Annotated in this window: 18 protein-coding genes; 8 read left to right on the top strand and 10 right to left on the bottom strand. The window is 39.3% G+C overall.

From position 1 onward, the window contains the following. Nucleotides 1-85: 85 nt before the first annotated feature. A complete protein-coding gene (locus tag H5180_RS06570) occupies nucleotides 86-679 on the bottom strand; it encodes a glutathione S-transferase family protein (protein ID WP_182757941.1) in 594 nt (197 codons plus the stop codon). Continuing rightward, entirely contained in the window at nucleotides 666-1112 is a 447-nt protein-coding gene (locus H5180_RS06575; RefSeq protein WP_145238636.1) for a VOC family protein, read from the bottom strand. Before H5180_RS06575 ends, H5180_RS06570 begins: the two co-directional genes overlap by 14 nt. A gap of 106 nt (nucleotides 1113-1218) precedes the next feature. Here H5180_RS06575 and H5180_RS06580 point away from each other — a divergent pair, with 106 nt between their 5' ends. Beyond that, nucleotides 1219-2130, top strand: a complete 912-nt coding sequence (locus H5180_RS06580; RefSeq protein WP_182757942.1) for a LysR family transcriptional regulator — start codon at nucleotides 1219-1221, stop codon at nucleotides 2128-2130. A 98-nt stretch (nucleotides 2131-2228) separates the two neighbouring features. On the opposite strand, the gene H5180_RS06585 is transcribed toward H5180_RS06580, so the two are convergent. Together H5180_RS06585 and H5180_RS06590 are read right to left on the bottom strand one after the other, a co-directional pair. Further along, entirely contained in the window at nucleotides 2229-4379 is a 2151-nt protein-coding gene (locus tag H5180_RS06585; RefSeq protein WP_182757943.1) for a TonB-dependent receptor domain-containing protein, read from the bottom strand. A gap of 206 nt (nucleotides 4380-4585) precedes the next feature. Continuing rightward, a complete protein-coding gene (locus H5180_RS06590) occupies nucleotides 4586-5431 on the bottom strand; it encodes a LysR family transcriptional regulator (protein WP_145241866.1) in 846 nt (281 codons plus the stop codon). Between the two features lie 126 nt (nucleotides 5432-5557). Between H5180_RS06590 and H5180_RS06595 the strand changes: the two genes are divergently transcribed. From H5180_RS06595 to gcvP, 4 genes are all read left to right on the top strand, one after another. Continuing rightward, nucleotides 5558-6157: a hypothetical protein gene (locus H5180_RS06595; RefSeq protein ID WP_182757944.1), complete on the top strand. Its 600-nt coding sequence runs from the start codon at nucleotides 5558-5560 to the stop codon at nucleotides 6155-6157. Between the two features lie 187 nt (nucleotides 6158-6344). Next, the gene (gcvT, locus tag H5180_RS06600) at nucleotides 6345-7427 is read left to right on the top strand and encodes a glycine cleavage system aminomethyltransferase GcvT (RefSeq protein ID WP_145241861.1); all 1083 of its coding nucleotides are present in this window, start codon (nucleotides 6345-6347) and stop codon (nucleotides 7425-7427) included. A gap of 219 nt (nucleotides 7428-7646) precedes the next feature. Beyond that, nucleotides 7647-8036 (top strand): glycine cleavage system protein GcvH, encoded by a 390-nt coding sequence (gene gcvH / locus H5180_RS06605; RefSeq protein ID WP_145241859.1) that lies wholly within the window; start codon nucleotides 7647-7649, stop codon nucleotides 8034-8036. Nucleotides 8037-8212: 176 nt separating this feature from the next. After that, nucleotides 8213-11104: an aminomethyl-transferring glycine dehydrogenase gene (gene gcvP / locus H5180_RS06610; protein ID WP_182757945.1), complete on the top strand. Its 2892-nt coding sequence runs from the start codon at nucleotides 8213-8215 to the stop codon at nucleotides 11102-11104. A 546-nt stretch (nucleotides 11105-11650) separates the two neighbouring features. Here the strand turns inward: gcvP and H5180_RS06615 are convergent. After that, nucleotides 11651-11929 carry a hypothetical protein gene (locus tag H5180_RS06615; RefSeq protein WP_145241854.1) on the bottom strand — a complete coding sequence of 93 codons (279 nt, stop codon included), beginning with the start codon at nucleotides 11927-11929 and terminating at the stop codon, nucleotides 11651-11653. Nucleotides 11930-12152: 223 nt separating this feature from the next. On the opposite strand from H5180_RS06615, the gene H5180_RS06620 reads away from it, so the two are divergent. Next, the gene (locus tag H5180_RS06620; RefSeq protein ID WP_182757946.1) at nucleotides 12153-14174 is read left to right on the top strand and encodes an ATP-binding protein; all 2022 of its coding nucleotides are present in this window, start codon (nucleotides 12153-12155) and stop codon (nucleotides 14172-14174) included. A 330-nt stretch (nucleotides 14175-14504) separates the two neighbouring features. On the opposite strand, the gene H5180_RS06625 is transcribed toward H5180_RS06620, so the two are convergent. The 4 genes from H5180_RS06625 to H5180_RS06635 are packed head-to-tail and all read right to left on the bottom strand — an operon-like array spanning nucleotide 14505 to nucleotide 17383. Further along, nucleotides 14505-15362 carry a chitodextrinase gene (locus H5180_RS06625; RefSeq protein ID WP_182757947.1) on the bottom strand — a complete coding sequence of 286 codons (858 nt, stop codon included), beginning with the start codon at nucleotides 15360-15362 and terminating at the stop codon, nucleotides 14505-14507. A gap of 22 nt (nucleotides 15363-15384) precedes the next feature. After that, nucleotides 15385-15813, bottom strand: coding sequence for a KTSC domain-containing protein (locus tag H5180_RS23755; RefSeq protein WP_310736489.1), 429 nt, complete (start codon nucleotides 15811-15813; stop codon nucleotides 15385-15387). Then, complete coding sequence (locus tag H5180_RS06630; protein ID WP_259399544.1) at nucleotides 15747-16529, bottom strand: hypothetical protein; 783 nt, start codon at nucleotides 16527-16529, stop codon at nucleotides 15747-15749. Before H5180_RS06630 ends, H5180_RS23755 begins: the two co-directional genes overlap by 67 nt. Continuing rightward, on the bottom strand, nucleotides 16526-17383 hold the full coding sequence (locus tag H5180_RS06635) for a chitodextrinase (RefSeq protein ID WP_182757948.1): 858 nt from the start codon (nucleotides 17381-17383) through the stop codon (nucleotides 16526-16528). Before H5180_RS06635 ends, H5180_RS06630 begins: the two co-directional genes overlap by 4 nt. A gap of 686 nt (nucleotides 17384-18069) precedes the next feature. Here H5180_RS06635 and H5180_RS06640 point away from each other — a divergent pair. Next, nucleotides 18070-19896, top strand: coding sequence for a GGDEF domain-containing protein (locus H5180_RS06640; protein WP_182731116.1), 1827 nt, complete (start codon nucleotides 18070-18072; stop codon nucleotides 19894-19896). Nucleotides 19897-20113: 217 nt separating this feature from the next. Here H5180_RS06640 and H5180_RS06645 read toward each other — a convergent pair whose 3' ends face one another. After that, nucleotides 20114-20494 carry a hypothetical protein gene (locus tag H5180_RS06645; protein WP_145241835.1) on the bottom strand — a complete coding sequence of 127 codons (381 nt, stop codon included), beginning with the start codon at nucleotides 20492-20494 and terminating at the stop codon, nucleotides 20114-20116. Nucleotides 20495-20787: 293 nt separating this feature from the next. Between H5180_RS06645 and H5180_RS06650 the strand changes: the two genes are divergently transcribed. Continuing rightward, on the top strand, nucleotides 20788-21804 hold the full coding sequence (locus tag H5180_RS06650) for a metal-dependent hydrolase (RefSeq protein ID WP_182757949.1): 1017 nt from the start codon (nucleotides 20788-20790) through the stop codon (nucleotides 21802-21804). Nucleotides 21805-22043 lie beyond the last annotated feature (239 nt).

The following is a 22043-nucleotide window of genomic DNA, read 5'->3' on the forward strand; positions in this document are numbered from 1 at the left end:
GTGTAAAAACCTTGCAACAGAGCTGCAAGGTTTCGTGGCGACCTTAATGTAGCGACTGTTTAGGCCTGCATAAAACGCGGCAATGTTAGTTACCAGGCATAGGGATATAACCAGGTAGCTGCTCAATTCTCTTCATCCACGCTTTAATATGCGGGTATTTATCTACCTCAACATCTCCTTCATGGGCGATGGATATATAAGGATAAATTGCACACTCGGCGATAGTCGGGCGATTCGCTGCTAACCAATGGTTATTCATAAGGTGAGAATCGATTAATGTAAGTATTTTATTTGATTGCAGCACACATTGAGTATGATCATACTCGGCCGCAAACTTTTTAATTAACCGAGCTTTATTCGGTCCATGTTGTATTTCATTAGCCGCGACAGACAACCATTGCATAACGTCTGCTTGTAAATGCGCTTCACTAGGCCACCATGCTTCACCGCCATATTTATTGGCAAGATAAACTAATATCGCTTGCCCATCTCTTAACACTATATTGCCATCTTCAAGTATTGGGATTTCTCCCCAAGGGTTTAATTTCATTAATTTACTTTGCTTATGCTCGCCTTGCATAAAGTTAACAGGAATAATATTTAATGGTGTATTGATCAGTGAGGCAAATAACCTTACTTTGTAACAGTTGCCTGATAACTCTAAATCATATAATTTCATTTTTTGTCTCCTCTGATAATAATTGATTGAACTCAAGAACGTTCCCATCAGGATCACGGATAAATAAAGCGATTCTTCTCGGGCCGAGTTTTTTTGGTCCCTCAGTGATTGTGAGCCCTTCTTTAGATAACCAAACTTGAAATTCATTAATGTTATTAATAATGAATGCAGGATGCGTGATCCCTGGTTTTTTTATCGGCTCATCAAGGAGTGTGTTCTTTTGCCCTGTTATTTTTGCACCATTAAAAATAAGATTAATGCGAACACCGCCCGCTGTAATCATCTCATTCGCTTCGCCTTCTGCAATGCGATAGGTTTCTTTGAATCCAAGGCGTTCATAAAAGTGGACTGATTTTTGTCTATTGCTGACTCGAATACCAACATGATCATAGGCAAGAGCTGCTTGAGGGTTTACAGGAGATAAAGTGTTCATAGAGTATGTTTCCTATCTTTATTTGATAGCGACACTATGACATTTTGTTATTTAAAAGATAATACGGTAAATTTGATAAGGATATTTTCAATAAATGAGATAATCAATGGACAAGTTACAAGCAATGTCTATGTTAATTAAGGTTGTGGAAGTTGGTAGTTTTTCTGCGGCAAGTAAAGAGCTAAATGTTCCTTTGCCAACCCTGAGCCGAAAAATATCGGAACTTGAGAACCAGCTCGGTGTGCGTCTATTACATAGAACAACGAGAAAGTTATCGTTAACGGACTTTGGGGCAAATTATATTCGTGCTTGTAAAGCAATTATCGAGCAAGTTGAAGAGGCCGAACAAGGGGTAAAAGGTGAATATTCAGAGCCTAAAGGGGAGTTGGTCATCACCGCACCAGTGATGTTTGGAAGATTATATGTATTGCCAATTGTTACTGAGTTTTTGTCCTTATATTCCAGCATAAATGTGCAGTTAATTTTGTCGGATGGAAATATTAATCTGTTTGATAATGATGTTGATATGGCTGTTAGAATTGGTGCGCTACCAAATAGCTCAATGATAGCCACTCAAGTAGGAGAAATTCGGGTGGTAACCTGTGCAAGCCCATCGATTTTAGCTGCCCATAAAACGTTAAAAACACCGGCTGATTTAACTCACTACCCGTGTATATCACTAAATACGGCGATGACAACCCCACCTTGGAGTTACCTTGTTCCGGATTCTACAATTGCTTTTAATGTAAATATATCATCGCGATTAACGATTACGGATAGTAAATCAGCTGTTACTGCTGCTATAAATTCAGTAGGGGTAACCCAGCAGCTACATTACCAAGTTAAAGATGCACTTGAGCAAGGCGCGCTTGAGGTCATATTAGCTGAATTTGAACCCGCGAAAGTTCCTGTGCATTTACTGCATAAATCTCGAAAATATATGCCACAAAAAATGAAAAGCTTTTTAGATTTCGCATCACCAAGATTAAAAAGCAAAATTGATGAATTAGCTTTGTAGGTATTGATAGTAAGTAAAGTCACCAGCCAAAACGAAAAAACCTTGCAGCGTTAACTGCAAGGTTTTATCTTTTTAGCCTTTAGCCTTTAGCCTTTAGCCTAAAACGCGTAGCTGTAACCCATTTGGATTGTGCGTGGTTTACCTGGTTGAATACCACCGTTTGCGCGGTTAGCGATGTAAGTGTTATCAAACAAGTTATCAACCGTTAGATATACTTTTTGATTGTCATCAATTAAATATTTAGCGGCTAAATCCCACACAACACGGCTGTCGATTGCATTCAAGCCGTCAGTACTTAAATCAGCATGTGCGTCAGATACATAACGCACTTGCGTATCAAATGCAAAGCTTGAAAGCACGGCACCAAATGAAAGAGCGATTTGATTCTCTGGAACGTAAGGCATTGCATCGCCTTTATTTACTTGCCCCCAGATATCAGATGCAAAATCATTTTTAAACTGTGAATCCGTATAAGTGTAAGTTAAGCGTACAGGGAATGTTGCGCTATTAGTTTCGAAAATACGACCTGCAGAGAACTCAAAGCCCGATACTTCTACTTCGCCGTAGTTGTATTGGTCGCCAATGTTCTCATCACTACAGCCTACAGATGCAGTACAATTTCCATGCATATTGCTGTAATCAGAGAAGAATGCAATGATTTCACCATTAAAACCAGCAACGTTATAACGGCCACCAAACTCAATGTTTACGCTTTCCTCTTCTTCTTGGTCAGCATTACCTGGTGCAGCAGGAGCGTAACCTTGCTGAATACCTGCAAGTAGCGTTAGGCTGTCGCTTACGGTGTAAGTTGCCCCCAGTGATGGCACTAAGATTTGTGTATCGTTTGAAACGTCTTTAGTTAAGCCATTTTCACGTTTAGGATCAGACTTTGACCACTCTACGCGGGTAATTGTGATGTCTTCATAACGAAGGCCTGCATTAATCACTAATGCATCGATTGACCACTGGTCTTGAATGAATAACGTTGTTGCTTTTGCACTATCTACACGATTGCTGTCAGAACCCGGAACGCCCTGAGACGTTAAGGTCATACTTAAATCTTGATTAAGTGTGTATTTGTCTTCCCACTGAAAACGATCCATTTCGTCTTCGTGGTAGCGCACGCCAACAGTCACATAGTGATCGCCCGCAGGAATGTGCAACTCTGATTGCACACCTTTGGCTTGGTAGTCGCGGTTATTTGCTTTAATACCAATGCCTTCAATACCTTCAGCTGTTGGTGCCGCTTCAAATTCACTGTACTGTGCTAAATAGCTTTCACTTACTTTGCTCGCTTTGTACCAATTACGATGAAAATCATTGAGATAAGCTGTCGCTAATAACTCATAACCATCACCAAAACGATAAGCATAATTTAATTGGTATGCATTATGTTGCGTGTTCATTTGGTCTTTTTGTGATGCGGCATAACGACGGTTTGGTGACGCTTTATAATCTTCTTCTGTTAAACTCATGTAAGTTTCATCAGATTGTTCATCAGAGTACTTAATTTTCATCTCTAGGTTATGCGCGTTGTTTTTACCAAACTTATAACCAAATTTAAGTAGAACGTCGTTCTTTTCAAAGCCTGTGTTGTCGCTACCTACAGGTAATTCTTTAAAGCCATCTGCGCCATAGCTGAAAACTTCAATAAGGCCGGCTGCGTTGTTTTTTTCTTTACCGAAGTAAGCATGGCCCTTATAAAAACCATCGCTACCGAGTTCGGCGTTTACTAAACCCGTTGAACCTTCGGTCGGTAAGCTGCGCGAAAGTAAGTTTAAAACACCACCGGTAGTGCGTGGGCCATACTTAACAGAGGCTGCGCCTTTTAATACTTCAATAGACTCCATACGGCCCATAGTAGGGAAGTAGTAAGCCGATGGCGCTGAGTAAGGAGCGGGTGCTACGAGAACGCCATCTTCCATTACAGATATTTTATCGTTACGGCCAGTGCCTGTTCCGCGCATACCAATGTTAGGGCGCAGGCCATAACCATCTTCTTCTTGCACGTAAACACCTGGTACAGATGCTAAAACACGAGAAATATCGGTAAATTCGAATTTTTGTAATTGTTCGTCTGAGATAAATGTAGCAGAGCCCGGAATATCGTTAATAGCAGCTTGCGAGCCAATTACGGTAATTTGCTCAAAGTTCTTTTCTTTATTTGTTGCATCCTTTGCAACAGCATTAGCGCTTAGTGATAAAGCAACAGCCATCGAAAGTGTTGAAACAATAAACTTAGGGGTCATTGTTGATCCTGTATATGTCTAATTTAAACTGGCGCAATTTAAACATGTAAAATAATACGAATCAATCCTATTTGTAACAATCTCGATCGTTAAGTAAATTTTTGAATACAAAAATGAAAATCCACCTTTATCAATATTGTATTACTATATTAATTGCGTTAATTTAAATTATCAAAAGGTAACTAAAGGCGGATTTTTGTTAGCTATTAGGTCAAGCGTAATGCAATAAACTCGGCAAGTTTATCTACCGCATGCTCGGCTTGTTCTGCATGCTTTGTTAAGCTAATACCTATTTTACCTAGGCTCGGTAAAATAGCGGTGTTTAACTCATAATTAAGTTCATTAGGTACTGTGCTTCTAGCCAAAACGGTGATCCCTAATCCTTCTTTTAAAGCCGCAGTAAGGCCTGTTAAATCAGCGTTACTATAACTTATGCGGTACTTAATACCCGCAAGTTGCAATGCCTCGATGGCGCGGCGTCGATAAATACAACCTTCCGGTGCAGTCACAAGCGTAACAACGTCATTTTGTGCTATTGATAAATCACCAACCCAGACCAGTTGGTCTTGCATAAAAACAGGGAATTTTTCAGAGTTTAAATCTTCATTTAACGCCAGTACTAAATCAAACTGGTCTTCTCGTGAAACCGACAATAAATGCTTACTTAAACGCGATTTAACCTCTAACGACACTTCAGGGTAAAGTGCCACAAAGTCACCGATAATAGCGGGTAAGATCCGAGCTGCAAATTCGCTGGGTATTCCCAACCGCACCTTACCGGTCACATTCTCTTTAGTAAACAATTGCAAAATGGTGTCGTTTTGCAGCAGCATTTGCTTTGCCATCGGCAGCAGCAGTTCACCGTATTGATTGAGTACTTGGCGCTGGCCTTGTTTTTTAAATAGCTTATGCCCGAGCATTTCTTCTAACCGCTTTATTTGTAAACTTACAGCGGGTTGCGATAAGCCAAGTAAATCACCTGCTTTAGCAAAACCTGCTACTTCAACCACAGTAACTAATGTGCGTAAGCTGTCTGTTGAGATATTTTTCATATTAAAAATTACAATTTATGGGGGTAGATTGATAAGTATTATTTATCAATTGATTAATAATTACAATTTGTTGTTGCTAGACTTGCACAATATACTTTTGCCATTAAAGATTGATAGGTGTCGATAATGACTTTTAGCCCGATAATGTTTGCTCGTCATAGCCAGATTGAAGCAGCTGATAGCAATATGCTGCAGGTCAATACAAACAACGTGGTGATCGATTTTAGCGGCACTGAAGCAATCCCGTTTTTAACCACTATATTAGGGTTAGATTTAAACAAACTAACCGCCAGTGGTTTAGGTGTGAAAGGCACCTTAGATGGCGACCTAAATAGCAATTATAGCTTTGCGTTATATTACTTTAGTGCAACAGCGTTTAGATTCGTGTTGCTCACAGATGCAGCGGCTCAATTACAAGCACTGATCAGTGAACAGCAACTGCGCTACGATATTGAGTTTGTTACACGCACTGATTTAGCGACCTTAACTTTATCTGGTGAGCAAGCATTTGACGCCTTAGTCGAAGCATTTAAACTAACCCCTGGACTACGCTTGTCAGACACCAACAGCTGTTATGGTACGCAAAGTGGTGAGGTATTTATTACCGCTATTGATAAACAATCAATACAGTATTTTCAGCTGGTGGCCAAAGCGCCAGAGCTGACTAAATGGCAAACATATTTACAGCAACGCGGTTTTGATATGTCACTACCAGACGTTGCTTGAACATAAATAGATAAGCTGGCTAGCGTATTTTTTAGTTGCCAGCTTTTTGTAATTTATTTGTAAGAACAAATCGCAATTTGGGTGTTAGGTGCATTACAACTTATGTATAATCGCCGCCCATGTTATTCCCCCTCATTAAATTGAGGCCACGCCCAATCTTGGGTTAATTATAAAGTGAAGGAATATTATGACTTCTAAAACAGTTTTACATGCAAAGCACCTAGAATCAAAAGCAAAAATGGTTGATTTTCATGGCTGGGAAATGCCAATCAACTATGGTTCGCAAATCGAAGAGCACAACGCAGTGCGCACCGATGCAGGCATGTTTGACGTTTCACACATGACTATTGTTGATGTCAAAGGCGAGCAAGCACAAGCATTCCTTCGTAAACTAGTCGCTAACGATGTTGCTAAATTAACCGTTCCTGGTAAAGCGCTTTACACTGGCATGCTGAATGAGCAAGGTGGCGTAATTGACGACCTTATCATTTACTTCTTCTCAAATACTGATTATCGCTTAGTGGTTAATTCTGCAACTCGTGAAAAAGATTTAGCGCACATGGCTAAAGTTTCAGCTGATTTTGCCGTTGCAGTAACAGAGCGCCCAGAGTTTGCCATGATTGCAGTACAAGGCCCTAATGCTAAAGCAAAAACTGCTACTATCTTAACGGCTGATCAACAAGCAGCTGTTGCAGATATGAAGCCGTTTTTTGGTGTGCAAACTGGTGATTTATTTATTGCTACAACAGGCTATACTGGCGAAGACGGTTACGAAATTGTTGTACCGAACGAGCAAGCTGCGGATCTTTGGCAACAACTGCTAGATGCTGGTGTTGCGCCTGCGGGCCTTGGCGCACGTGACACACTACGTTTAGAAGCGGGTATGAACCTTTACGGCCTAGATATGGACGAGAGCGTATCACCACTTGCTGCTAACATGGCGTGGACCATTGCATGGGAACCTGAAGATCGTGACTTTATCGGTCGTGACGTACTAGTACAGCAACGCGCTGACAAAAGCACTGATAAACTTGTTGGCCTAGTACTGGAAGAAAAAGGCGTATTGCGTAGTGGTTCTAAAGTAATTGTTGATGGTGGCGAAGGGGTCATTACCTCTGGTACTTTCTCACCTACACTTGGTTTTAGTGTTGCCCTTGCACGTGTACCACGTTCAACTGGCGAAACTGCTCAAGTAGAAATGCGTAAAAAATTAGTTAACGTAAAAGTAGTTAAACCAAGCTTTGTACGTAACGGTAAGTCTGTACTTTAAAGTATTAATTAAAAAATTTGGTGTTATCACCCAATAATACCAATCATGTTGAGTTATTAACCAGTTATAGCGACAGATAAATAGAGTGATAACAAGGCATTAATTTTGATATGTAGTTGTTCTACCTGATAAATTAATAACGCTGTTAGCGCTTTATTTAGACCGCTAGAATGGTTAAATTTTTAAGTTGATTGGTATCAAAACCAAAGGATGAATAAAATGAGCAATATCCCTAGCGAGTTAAAGTATGCCTCTTCACACGAGTGGGTTCGCAACGAAGGTGACGGTACTTTCACTGTAGGTATTTCTGAGCACGCACAAGAACTACTTGGCGACATGGTATTTGTTGAATTACCAGAAGTAGGCGATGAAGTAGATGCAGGCGAAGACTGTGCAGTAGCAGAGTCAGTAAAAGCGGCATCAGACATCTATGCACCAATCAGCGGTGAAATCGTTGCAATCAACGAAGACCTTGAAGATGCACCTGAAACAGTTAACAACGACGCTTACGGCGACGGTTGGTTATTCCGCATTAAAGCATCTGACGAGTCTGAGCTAGAAAACTTGCTTGACGCTGAAGGCTATGCAAACACCATCGACGAAGACTAATAATTAGTTTATCGCCGTACTAAAAGCCCCATTATACCTAACATAATTGGGGCTTTTATGATTTTACTGCTTACTTTTCCATACACTGTAAGTTATTAAATCAAAAGCTTTTAAGTTATTACTGGTCACCCATTAGTAATAACCATTTATTTTTTGGATCATAGGAATCTGGACAAATGTCAAACGCCAAATCTCTTGAACAATTAGAGCAAACGCAAGATTTTATTCGCCGCCATATTGGGCCAAGCCCAGCACAAGTAAGCGATATGCTAAGTGCTCTTGGAGTATCGAGTGTTGAAGAGCTGATCGGTCAAACTGTACCTGCAAGCATCCGCTTAGAGCAAGGCCTAACAGTGGGCGAAAGCCGCACTGAAGTTGAAACACTAAGCTACTTAAAATCAGTAGCAAGCAAAAATAAAGTGTTTAAATCTTACATCGGTCAAGGCTACCACCCAACTCATGTACCACACGTGATTTTACGTAACGTGCTTGAGAACCCAGGTTGGTATACAGCGTACACTCCATACCAACCAGAGATTGCTCAGGGGCGTTTAGAGTCATTACTTAATTTCCAAACTATGACCTTAGACCTTACCGGTCTTGATTTAGCAAGTGCATCATTACTTGATGAATCAACTGCGGCTGCCGAGGCCATGGGCCTTGCAAAGCGTGTATCTAAAGCTAAAAAAGCCAACATCTTCTTCATCGCTGATGACGTACACACACAAACTATTGACGTTGTGGCAACCCGTGCCGACCAATTTGGTTTTGAAGTTGTTGTAGGTCCTGCTGCTGACGCTGTAAATCACGAAATTTTTGGTGCGTTATTTCAATACCCATCAACATCAGGTGAAGTAGTCGATATCACAGATTTAATCGCTGGCGTACAAAGCAAAAAAGCGATTGCCTGTGTTGCAGCCGACATCATGAGCTTATTATTATTAAAAGCACCAGGTAAACTTGGCGCAGACGTTGTACTTGGTTCTGCCCAGCGTTTTGGTGTACCAATGGGTTACGGCGGTCCTCACGCTGCATTTTTCGCAACACGTGATGCATACAAACGTTCATTACCAGGTCGTATCATTGGTGTGTCTAAAGACCGTTTGGGTAACGATGCACTACGTATGGCAATGCAAACCCGCGAGCAACACATTCGCCGCGACAAAGCCAACTCAAACATTTGTACAGCGCAAGTATTGCTAGCTAACATGGCTGCGTTTTATGCGGTGTACCATGGCCCACAAGGCTTAAAAACTATTGCACAGCGTATTCATCGCTTTGCTGATATTTTAGCCGCAGGCCTTAAAGCTAAAGGTGTAAACCTTAAGCACAGCACCTGGTTTGATACCCTAACAGTTGTTAGCGATAACAAAGACGACGTAACAGCACGTGCTGTAGCAAACGGCGTAAACTTTGCTACTAACCATGATGGCGAATACTCAATCTCAGTATCTGAGACCACAACGCGCGCAGACGTAGCACAGTTGTTTGATATCATTCTTGGCGAAGACCACGGCTTAAGTGTTGATGCAATCGCAGCAGACATCGAAGCGAACGGTAGCGATTCAATCCCTGCAAACCTTGAACGCGATGATGAAATCTTAACGCACCCTAACTTTAATTCGTATCACAGCGAAACTGAAATGCTGCGTTATATCAAACGCCTTGAAAACAAAGATTTAGCACTTAACCACTCGATGATCTCGTTAGGTTCATGTACTATGAAACTAAACGCGACCGCAGAGATGATCCCAATCACTTGGCCTGAGTTCGCTAACCTGCACCCATTCTGCCCGCTAGACCAAGCAGAAGGTTACCAAATTATGATGGGCGAACTACATGATTGGTTAGTTAACATCACCGGTTACGACGCCGTTTCACTTCAGCCAAACTCTGGCGCACAAGGTGAATACGCAGGCTTAATCGCAATTCGTAAATACCATGAGTCACGTGGTGACGCGCACCGTAACGTATGTTTGATCCCAAGTTCAGCGCACGGTACTAACCCTGCATCTGCACAAATGGCAAGCATGAAAATTGTGGTTGTTGATTGCGATAAAAACGGTAACGTTGATATGGCTGATCTTAAAGCGAAAGCAGAAGAAGTATCAGAAAACCTATCATGTATCATGATCACATACCCGTCTACGCACGGTGTATACGAAGAAACAATTCGTGAAATTTGTGACATCATTCATCAACATGGCGGCCAAGTTTACATGGACGGCGCGAACATGAATGCACAAGTAGGTGTAACAAGCCCAGGCTTTATCGGTTCAGACGTATCGCACTTAAACTTGCATAAAACGTTCTGTATCCCACATGGCGGCGGTGGCCCAGGTGTTGGCCCAATCGGTGTTAAATCACACCTAGCGCCATTTATGCCTAACCATAGCGTAATTAACGTACCTGGTACGAGTATCGGCAACGGAGCAGTATCAGCAGCGCCATACGGCTCAGCAGCTATTTTACCTATCTCATGGGCTTACATCACCATGATGGGTAGCGAAGGCCTTAAACAAGCCACTGAAATGGCAATCGTAAGTGCTAACTACTTAACTCATGAGTTAAGCCAGCACTTCCCAATTTTATACCGTGGTCGCAACAACCGTGTTGCTCACGAATGTATTGTTGACTTACGCCCACTTAAAGAGCTTTCAGGCATCACTGAAATGGACGTGGCTAAGCGCTTACAAGATTACGGCTTCCATTCACCAACTATGTCGTTCCCTGTAGCGGGCACCTTGATGATTGAGCCTACTGAGTCGGAGTCTAAAGTTGAGATCGACCGTTTCATCGAAGCGATGGTATCAATCAAAGGCGAAATCGACAAAGTGATCTCTGGCGAATGGTCTATCGAAAACAACCCGCTAGTGTTTGCACCGCATACACAAGGCGACGTACTTGGTAACGAGTGGGACAGAGCATACGACCGCTTCTACGCTGCGTTCCCAGTACCAGCAGTGGCTAAAAACAAATTCTGGCCTACAGTAACGCGTATCGATGACGTATACGGCGACCGTAATCTAGTTTGTTCATGCCCAGCGGTAGAGACATACAGAGATTAATTTTTTGATTAAACTCAAATAATTAAAAAAGCCGTTACAGCAATGTAACGGCTTTTTTATGCGTGGAATAAGAGGCGAGGGGAAAGCTGGCGAGTTAGAAAGCTCAAGGCTGGGTTGAGTGAAACCAAACCCAACGATTCTCCAACATCATTACCAGCTCCCAAACACGTAAATATGCATTGTTTGTAGGTCGTCCTTTAGGGCGAAAAATGAATTAATTTCACCACAGAGGCGCTTCACGCTGCACCGAGGTTAAATATTGGTCGTAGGAGATGGCTTCAGCCACGAATGATTTTACACCAGTGATAGAGTTAACCACCGTAGGCGCTAAGTTTGCTGGCGTGTGTAATTTGTAGGTTGGGTAGAGTGCAATGAAACCCAACGGCTTTGTTTAAATTGTAGGTCGCCCTTTAGGGCGAAAAAGTGAATTTCACCACCGAGAATTCAGAGGCGCTTCGCGCTGCACCGAGGTTAAGTATTGTTGTAGGAGATGGCTTCAGCCACGAATGATTTAACACCAGTAGATAGAGTTAACCACCGTAGGCGCTAAGTTTGCTGGCGTGTGTAATTTGTAGGTTGGGCTTTAGCCCAAAAAGTTGTATCACCTTGGCTGATGGTTTTTATTGCTAACTTGCTAACTTTTATCGGGATAAATCCGCGACCTACATTAGAAACCTTATTCAAGGTTTTTTGCCAGATTGCTGGCGGCAACCAAGGGGCGGCTGCCGCCGACCGCCCCTTGGAACCCCACGGCGCCCCGAGCATCACGCTTAATCCTTCAAAACACAATTGATGTGAACGTAAACGCCATGAAAGCACATCCATGTGCAAGCATGGCTTTCATTTCATCCATGAAATGCATTACTCATCAATTGCTTATTCTCAGGGCGTGATGACGGGGGAGGGTGTTAAACTTGAGATTGGTGTTTAGTCTTGGCAAGAAACAAGATCTGATTCTCTGCATTTGCATCTTATTTTGTTATAAACACTTAATTTATTGGGTAAAATATGATTAGATAGATTCAAAATATTGTAGGGAAGCTGAATTGTGGCAAAAGTCGAAGTTGATACTAAAGGAATTAAAAATCGTTTAAAATCATATAAATCATTTAAGGCAATTTCTGAATATATCTGGAATGGCTTTGATGCTGGCGCAAGTCAGATATTAGTAGACTTTTCTTTTGATGAAGACGTTGGCAATATTAATTCTTTAAGTATTTCTGATAATGGTTCAGGTATCGATTTTTCTTTGTTAAAAGATAAGTTTAAACCAGTCTTAAAGTCAGAAAAAAAAGATCTACTGAGCTCGAACAGTTCATCTCTACTTCATGGTAAGAATGGTTTAGGGCGTTTAACATTTTATCATTTTTCTGCTAATGCTATTTGGACTACAACATATAAAAAAGGTAATACTTACCAAGAGTATTCCATTAAAGTCGATAGTGATACTCTAGACGATTATAATGAATCCTCACCAATAAACTCTCCAAGCTCTACAAGTAAAACCGTAGTTACATTTCACGGATTTGATGCGAAATTTTCTAAACTGTACTTCGAATCACATGTCATAAAATTTTTAAAGAAAGAGTTTTGCTGGTTTTTGGAACTAAATAACAGTTTAGGATTTAGCATAATAATAAATGGCGTTCCTCTAGATTATGATGCCTTAGTTGGAGAACGTGATTTTAAAGAAATATGCATTTCAGATTATAAATTTAATATTAATTACATTCGTTGGAAATCAGCCCCTAATAACCAACCATCTAGGTATGTTTTTACATCATCTACTGGTTTAACTAAGCATTTCCAAACAACTAAATTCAATCGAAAGGGTGACAGTTTCCATCACTCATTAACAATCCAAAGTGATTACTTTGATAACTTTATCGTTGGTAAGCAGAATGGGACTCAAGATCATTTTAATACGTCAGCCACTGATGAAGAGTTCAAAGAATTAATAAGAGAGTTAGACAGTTTTGTTAGAGGAAAAAGAACACCTCTACTGCATCAATTTGCTAAAGAACTTGTAGAAGATTATGAAAAGAATGGTATTTTCCCTACTTTCAACTCAAGTGACAAGTATCAAGTGTTAAAAGCTCAGGATCTTAAATCAACTGTTCAGTCTTTATATGAGATTGAACCCGCAATATTTAAGGAACTAAATAAAACTCAAAAGAAAACTTTTGTAGGATTCCTTAATTTAATATTAGACGGTGGTGAACTTGAGAATCTCTTTAAGATTCTGGAGAGTGTTATTGATATAGACTCTGCTCAAAGAGAGCAATTTGCTAAACAATTAAATGTTACTAAATTAGGCAACATTATTGAGTCAATAGATTTAATTGTTGATAGAAAAAGATCTGTTGAAGATTTAAATAAACTTGTTTTTGATAATTCGTTATATGCTAAAGAAGTTCCTCATTTACAAAATAAAATGGAAAAGTGTTATTGGCTACTTGGAGAACACTTGAGATTAGTCACAGCAGCTGAACCAAAGTTTCAAGAAGCACTAGATAGATACTCTTATTTATTAAGAGGTGAGAAGCCTGAAGAAACTTCTAAAGAGCTAGTCGAAGGTGAGCATAAATTAAAAGAAATGGATTTATTCTTAACTACTAGAACTATTTATAATGACAAAATAGAAAATATAGTGGTTGAATTAAAGCACCCTACTAATGTGAAGCTTGGAAAAAAAGAAATAGACCAAGTTTTTAATTATTACCACCAAATTAAATCTACAGATGGGTTTAATACTAATCAAGAGAGCTGGAAATTCTATTTAATAGGAAATAGATATGATGGTAGTGAATTCATTGAAGAGCAAATAGATAATTTAAAACATTTTGGAGAAAAGTACCTAGCATATAGAGGTAAGTACGATGTTTATGTTGTTCTTTGGGAGGAGTTATTTACAGACTTTGAGATTAAGCACAACTTCCTTTTAGATAAGCTATCCATCCAACGTGATAACTTAATTGAAGATGAAGAATTATTATTAGCTGACGATTTTGCCAATGTAGAAAGAAGTTCTGACCAAGCTTCTGAGGTTACGCTAGATAAAATGACGTAATTAGAATACCAGTAGGCTCACCGATTAGGACTAAAGGGGTTCAGACATCAAAGGTCTAGATTTATAGTTTACTACTCATTGAGTGAATTACTATGTCTAGGCCGCTGCGAATAGAGCATGAAAATGCGTTTTATCATGTAATGAATCGTGGAAGAGAACCAAAGGGGTCAAATCTTGACTTCAGACATCAAAGGTCTAGATTTATAGTTTACTACTCATTGAGTGAATTACTATGTCTAGGCCGCTGCGAATAGAGTATGACAATGCGTTTTATCATGTAATGAATCGTGGAAGAGGGCGTGAAAATACCTTTTAAAATATATATAGCTTTCATTTTATGTCCTTCTTAAGGATATTGCAGTCTTGATCAGCACTTCGATGAAAACCGTCATCCCAAGCAATATAGTCACTAATTTTATTTTGGCTTTTTCGGTTAGCGTAAGCTCTATCTATCGTATTAAAGTATAAAACTTCGGGTTCTCTAAAGTGTGGGTGTGAATTTTGTAAATATTGAACACAGTAGCTTATGTTGAGCATATCCAAAATAATCTGCTTACCAATCTCAGTATCTAAATTTGGTATACGGCCCTGCTCTATATCAATAATCAGTTGTAATGTTGAAGCGGCACCTAAACTAAAGGTGATGAGCTGTGGAGAATCAAACTTTTCATACACATAGCGCTCATAATCGTCGCGGATACCGTTGTCATTTTGATCAACACCGTCCAGCGTTTTATAGTCGTCAGGGTGTTCAGGTGGTAAATCTGGGGTTTGGTAAAATAAATCTTTAATTTTTTGCCAACTACTGTGGGGGGCGGGTTCGTTATTCTCATTCCAGTAGCGGGCAAGGTAGTAGTCGGCTCCGTGTTTTACAAGGTTGCCACCTTGATACACTTTGTTTGCTTGCCATTTTTCTATCACGGTATTTTGCACCCAGATCCAGCCATCCCAATGCGGCTGGTTTTCTATCGGCTCAATACCTTTAACCCAAAAAGCGGCAATAAATAAGCTGTTGTTGTGGGTGACTAGATCACCGGCTACATAAATTGAGCTGGCATTCCATTGTGGGTGGTTTGGTTGAATATCAGTTAAATCTGTATTTTTTGATTTTGAGTTAAGCTGAAAAATATTTGTCGCGTAAGCATGCGAACAAAAAAGTAACCAAGCAATAATGATGAGTTTAGTCATTGCAAATTCCTTTGAAGTTTCATTACTTTTCAACTTTTGCAAAAGGTTCAATGGTTGTCATTTTCAGGTAAGTCATACTTTCAATATCTAACTTATCAAAAGGGTATTGACCTCGAATATTATCATTAAAAACCTTCCCCATTGATGTTGAGTAATACAGCTCATCCCATAATAAGATTGGTATATTGTAATAACGATAAACACCACCAGATTCAAATTTGAGGTCAAGAATTTTACTTATTTTTGAATAGCCTATGTGTGAAAAAGCATCAGATTTTACTGGATGTTGTTCAAATAACGGAAAGGGGGTTTGGTTTTGTATAGAAAACTCAATTTTTTCACTAATTTTACTCGCAACAGGATTACTTCTAAGGTATGAATCTATTAAACCATGATGTGAGTCGTCAAAGTATGATTTAGCAGAAAATTTGGTGGTAGACTTCCAAATAATATTCTTACTATATCAATGACACTGTCATCATCTAAAGTGAGATATGAAACTAGAGCTTTATACTCATCTTTGGGTAATGAACTTGTTGGGGGAGCGATTGCAGAAAGGCTGATCATTGGATAATCTGCAGTAGAATAACCGTCACTGTAAATGTAGTTATCAATTATTTCTTCGAATAAAACATTAGTATAAAAATTACCTTGGGAGTGACCCAGTAAAATAATTCTATTGCATGAATTCATATGAAAATTTAGTTTTTGGTAAGCATTGTTATAATCAGTTTCGTTTATGATACTGTAATTTGCATCAATTACAGACTCTAAGATAACTTCTTGTAAAATCATTAAATCTTTTTTATTTAAGACAGAAACAGTACCATTGAGTATGGCGGTAATGATTCTATATTTCGGTGAAAATATAGATAGGTCGCTATATTTTTGTTGAGCAACTTCATAAATTTGCTCATATATAACCTCATTATTATTATAGTTACCATCTGCTTTAGCTCCTCGGTAGTACTTACCTAACCAAACAGCATGAAAATTATCGATCCAAGCAAGATTTGATTCAAATTCATCATAACTTGTGAGCATTCCATTTACATGGAAAAAGCGTATATAATCAACTTGCTTACTACAGTGTCTATCAAGAGTTTGTAAGTTAGCAAATGCAGAGTATGAAAAAATTAAGGCCATAATTAAAATGTATATTTTCATTTTTTAGCCCCTATTAATGCTTCACAATGTTGATCAGCCATCCAGTGGTAGCTAGGTTCAAAACGTAGAATATCTGCTATTTTATTTTGACTTTTCCGGTTCGTATAAGCTCGATCAATTGTATTGAAATACAATGATTTAGGATTACGAAAATCAGAGAATTCATTTTGTAATTGCCTTGTGCAGTAATTGATATTCATAATATCTAAAATGATTTGCCTACCTATATCAGCATCTAAATTTGGTATACGACCTTGTTCAATATCAATAACGAGCTGCAATGTTGAAGCTGCGCCTAAACTAAAGGTGATGAGCTGCGGAGAATCAAACTTTTCATACACATAGCGCTCATAATCATCACGAATACCGTTGTCATTTTGATCAACACCGTCCAACGTTTTATAGTCGTCAGGGTGTTCCGGTGGTAAATCTGGGGTTAGGTAAAATAAATCTTTAATTTTTTGCCAACTACTGTGAGGGGCGGGTTCGTTATTCTCATTCCAGTAGCGGGCAAGGTAGTAGTCGGCTCCGTGTTTTACAAGGTTGCCACCTTGATACACTTTGTTTGCTTGCCATTTTTCTATCACAGTATTTTGCAGCCAAATCCAACCATCCCAATGGGGTTGGTTTTCTATCGGTTCAATGCCTTTAACCCAAAAAGCGGCAATAAATAAGCTGTTGTTGTGAGTCACAACATCGCCGGCTACATAAATTGAGCTGGCATTCCATTGTGGGGGGGTTGGTTGAATATCGGCTAAATCTGTATTTTTAGATTGTGAGTTAAGCTTAAAAATATTTGTCGCGTAAGCATGCGAACAAAAAAGTAACCAAGCAATAATGATGAGTTTAGTCATTGCAAATTCCTTTTAATTGGAGTTCCATTACTTCTTCAAATTAAGTTCACTTATTAGGTAAATGCAAGTCTAAAGGGTTAAGTATTTTAAAATAATTACTGAATTTGTAGGTTGGGAATAGTTTAACGAACCCCAGTGGATTTTGATTTCACTTATAGGTCTAGCTTTAAAGCGAGAAAATGAATGTCACCACGGAGAACACATAGGTGCATCGCGCCATGGCCTCTCGTTTAAAGCTGTACTTTTTACTTCTGGTAAAGTCATTACCTTCATGGGTTTAGGTATTTAGAGTTTGTCGCGAACAAAACCCTTCTTGAAAAGAATTACTCATCTATTGCTTATTTCAGGACGAGATAACGGGATAATAGTGTTAAATGTATGACTGTAGTTTTGTCATGGCACAACACAACACAACACCTTCCGTATTTTTACATGTGAATGGGTAATAATGTACTAATCATTCAGTAAACAGCGACCAACTAATTAGCTGAAATAACCATATATAAGTAATGATTAATAAAGGTGCCGTTGAGGTAAATGGTTATTCGAAGGACTGGTTGATTAAATTTGTTATTTCAATCTGTTATCAAATTCAATTTAGTGCAATAATCGTTTGGATTTTAATGGCGATAACAAAAATAATAAATATCGCGCTGTGGACTAAGGGATTGTAGAGTATGTACAGGATGTTGTTACTTTTTTTCTTTTCAACCAGTCTTTTTGCCAGTGATGTAAAAAACAGTATCGATCGCGTTTATCAAGGGTATACCACCACGCCTGAATCTATGGCTTTATTAGCTTCCCTTGAAGCTGGTATGCCATACAGTGATAACTTAGACGATGCTAGGGTTATGGCGTTTAAGTGCCTTTTTCTTGATACCGATACGCTAGATAAGCGCCAAGCATTTAAAGTGTTTTTAGCTGAGGCTAAGCAGGTTATAAGCTCTTCAGGGGATGCAGTGCTTTCGCAAGATCTTAGTGTCTGTGAGGCCTTCCACCTTTATAGCCAAGGTTTATATGAACGCGCAAAAATGATTTTGCAGCCAATCGCTGAAGTTGCTTTAAATCCCGAGCTTGATGATAAATCACAAACCTCTGCTATTGGTTTTGCTAATTTTGTCTTGAACCGCGTTTATTTAGCGAAAGGCCAATATAAGTTGGCTTTCGATACTGCACAAAAATCTTACCAAGCTTACGAACTGGCTGAAAACTATTACGAACGAGCTTTAACTCTTAGAGAAATAGCAGCTATACATTTAGCTCTTTTTAACTATGATTTAGCGATTGAACAGTTACTTCGTGCAAAGTCTGAGTTAGCAACATTTAATGTGCAAGAACATTATAAAGTGACTGACGAAATTGCTTACGTGTATGAACTAAAGGGTGAAGTTAGCAAAGCTCTTGAGCTATATTTATCGATCTTTGCTGCGGTGCGTCAATATGAAAATGATGATGGTTTTGGGTACTTGGTAATAAAAGTTGCCCAGCTTTATACTCAGTTGAATGAGTTTGAAAAAGCACAGCAATATTTTAGTCAAGTACAAACGCTTGATATTACGAGTGATTGGATAAAGCAATTGCATACAATGGCACTTGCTCAGTGGTTTTTAGCAACAGATCAGATATCCAATGCAGTACGTGAAAATAATGTGCTAGCTCAATTAGACCAACAAAATTGGCCTGCAAGTTTTACAGAGCGATATTTGCAGTTTTATGCTGCTTTAGCTATGCGACAAGGTGATTACCAAACACAAGCAGCTGTACAAAAGCAGTTGCTAACAATTGCAAATACCCAAGTGAATAATGTGGCTGATAGGGCGTTACTTTCTGAACGGTTAATGTTTAATTTAAATCAGCAAAACCGAGAAATAGCTCGGCTCGAAGAAGTTGCTGATATTAAAGAAAAGTTACTGGCTGTAGCTGTAGATAAGGCGTTTTGGCAGCGACTGACTTTAGCCTTTGCTTGTGTGATGCTTTTAATGTTGGCTGTGTATGCCTATAAGCAAGTTCAACATAAGCAACATTATAAAGTATTGGCATTAAAAGATGAGTTAACCGGTGTTGCCAATCGCCGGGCTATTTTAGACATGAAGAAAAGGGCAATTAGTAAGAGCAAAAGTACAGGCACTGCTAACTCACTTATATCGATTGATATTGATCACTTTAAAGCGGTTAATGATCAGTACGGACACGATATTGGTGACGAACTGATAAAGTCAGTGGTTAATACACTTTCACAAGGAGTACGCTCGTCAGATAACGTTGGTCGGGTTGGCGGAGAAGAGTTTTTAATTGTACTTGAGCAACAATCACTGCAACATGCTTTAGAAGTCGCAGAAAGAATTAGAAGCTCTATTGAGCAACAAACTCATACAGCAAAAAACATTAAGGCTACGGTGAGTATGGGAGTTGTGGAAGTTGCACCAGATGAAACGCCTGAACAAGCTGCAAAACGTGCTGATATTAATTTATATGCAGCAAAAAGAAGTGGTAGAAATACTATTACTGCCTAAGGCTTTATTTAGGGCAATAACCGTATTAATTTTTAACGTTAGGCAACATCCAATCAGCTAAACCCTAAGGACGCCCATATTTCAAAACAGCATGGTCATTGAGCTTTTCCCCTCGATGTAGCGCAGTGACTCTTACCCTTTCTGTGCAAATTAAAACACTCACAAACGACACAACTACCATACTGCAAATCACTCCAGCACCTAAAACCTAGGTCCTTTATTCAGCTTGCGCTGCTGTCCCAAGTAAAGCATCAATGTAGGAGAGTTCTTCGCTAAAAATACCACTAAAAAATGCACTTTGTTCTAGTATTACGCTGTCATTAGGCTGGGTTTTGTAGTCTTGTTGGCATCTGGCAAGTTCGCTCGATAACCATTGGCATTCATTACTTGCTATGCTGATTGCTGTTTTGAAAAAAGATGACCATTTTATTTTTTGTAAATTAAAGCGGTAAAGCGTGACGGCGATATGGCTATATATTTGCTGCTCAGCAGAGGGCGTGTTATCACTATTTATTGTGTAACCATTTAGCAGCTTGCTGTTGATAAGCGCTTGTTGCAGTGCGACTTGTTGTGGTTTACTTAGAAAATTCGTGGTCATAATGTGATGGGGGCCTCTATAAGCTAGTTACAATTAAATTGAGCAATAGGTTAAGCAAAACGTTTTATGGTTCATGCAGTACCGAAAAAACATGCTAATAGTGATAACAAAATAGGGCTGACTGGTTACTGAATTAACAAAATACAATTGTAATTGAACAGGTAAACTTGGCTTGTTGTTAAGTTGCTGGTTTAGCTTTGCTAATTTTTTAAGTTAAATACTTATAGCGATCGACTGTCGTGATAAGGCCGTATCATATGGTCACTACTTACATAGTTATAAAGGGGGTTTCATTGGATTCACTGACACAAGTTGTACTTGGTAGCGCAGTTGCTTATTCAGTCTTAGGCAATAAGCTTGGCCGAAAATCGCTATTGGTCGGCGCGGGGTTTGGCACGTTACCTGATTTAGATGTGCTAATTAATTTTGGTGGCGATGTCGAAAACTTTGTCTATCACCGCAGTTTTAGTCATTCTTTGCTTATACAGCTGCTAGTGAGCCCTTTATTTGCGTGGCTTTTACTTAAAATGAATTGGGCTAAGGGTGTGTCCCTGACGCGTTGGTCGGTTGCCATGTTTTTAATTTTGAGTACCCATTCATTGCTCGATAGTTTTACCGTCTATGGTACACAGTTGCTGTGGCCACTGACGACTTACCCCTTTGGTATATCGAGCATATTTATTATTGATCCTGCGTATACTTTGCCATTGTTGCTCTCTTGTATAGTGCTTTTATTTGTAAGCATGCGCCCTTATGCACAGCGTATTATTACTAGTGCATTAATTATCAGTTCGCTATATTTAACGTGGGGTTTAGCGGCTAAATGGCACATTAATGATAAGGTTTATAAGGCGTTGAATACGCAAAATATCACATTTACAGACTTTGAAAGTACGCCAACTCCTTTTAATACTTTGCTGTGGCGGGCGGTAGTCGTTACTGAGCAGGGCCATTATGAGGTTTATACGTCGGTGTTTGATGATGTTGAAAACGTTGATATGCAATTTTACCCAACCGAAAATGCGCTGCTAACACAGCTTAAAGATGCCAAACAGATCAAGCTACTGCAAGCATTTACTAAAGGCCTTTATGGTGTTTATCAACAAGATGAGCAAGTAATTATGAGTGATTTAAGAATGGGTCTTGAAGGTTATTATGTATTTTCATTTGTGGTTGCACAGCAAAAAGATCAGCAGTTGATCCCTGGCCCTTATCAACAACTCAGCAATCGATTTCCACTAGAGAAGCTTGGACTCATTTTTGCCCGCATTACTAACCCAAATGTTAATTTAGAAACTACCGAAAAATAGCCTACATCTCCCTGAAATAGACGGTTGCTTAGGCCTTAAATTTTTAAAGGCAAGATGAGGAAAACCGTTTTAGCAATGCGCCATTCAGCAATACACGATAACTAAGTAAGAGCACTCTGTTCTATTTGAGCAATAAAAATTACCAAGGCGAAGCTCACTTCATTGATATAAATAAAGCTGGGTTGTTAACCGACCCAGCTGCGTTATATTTTCACTCTGCAGGTATTACTGCTAACTAA

Source organism: Pseudoalteromonas sp. SR41-4 (genome assembly GCF_014163985.1).
GTDB classification, from domain to species: Bacteria; Pseudomonadota; Gammaproteobacteria; order Enterobacterales; family Alteromonadaceae; genus Pseudoalteromonas; species Pseudoalteromonas rhizosphaerae.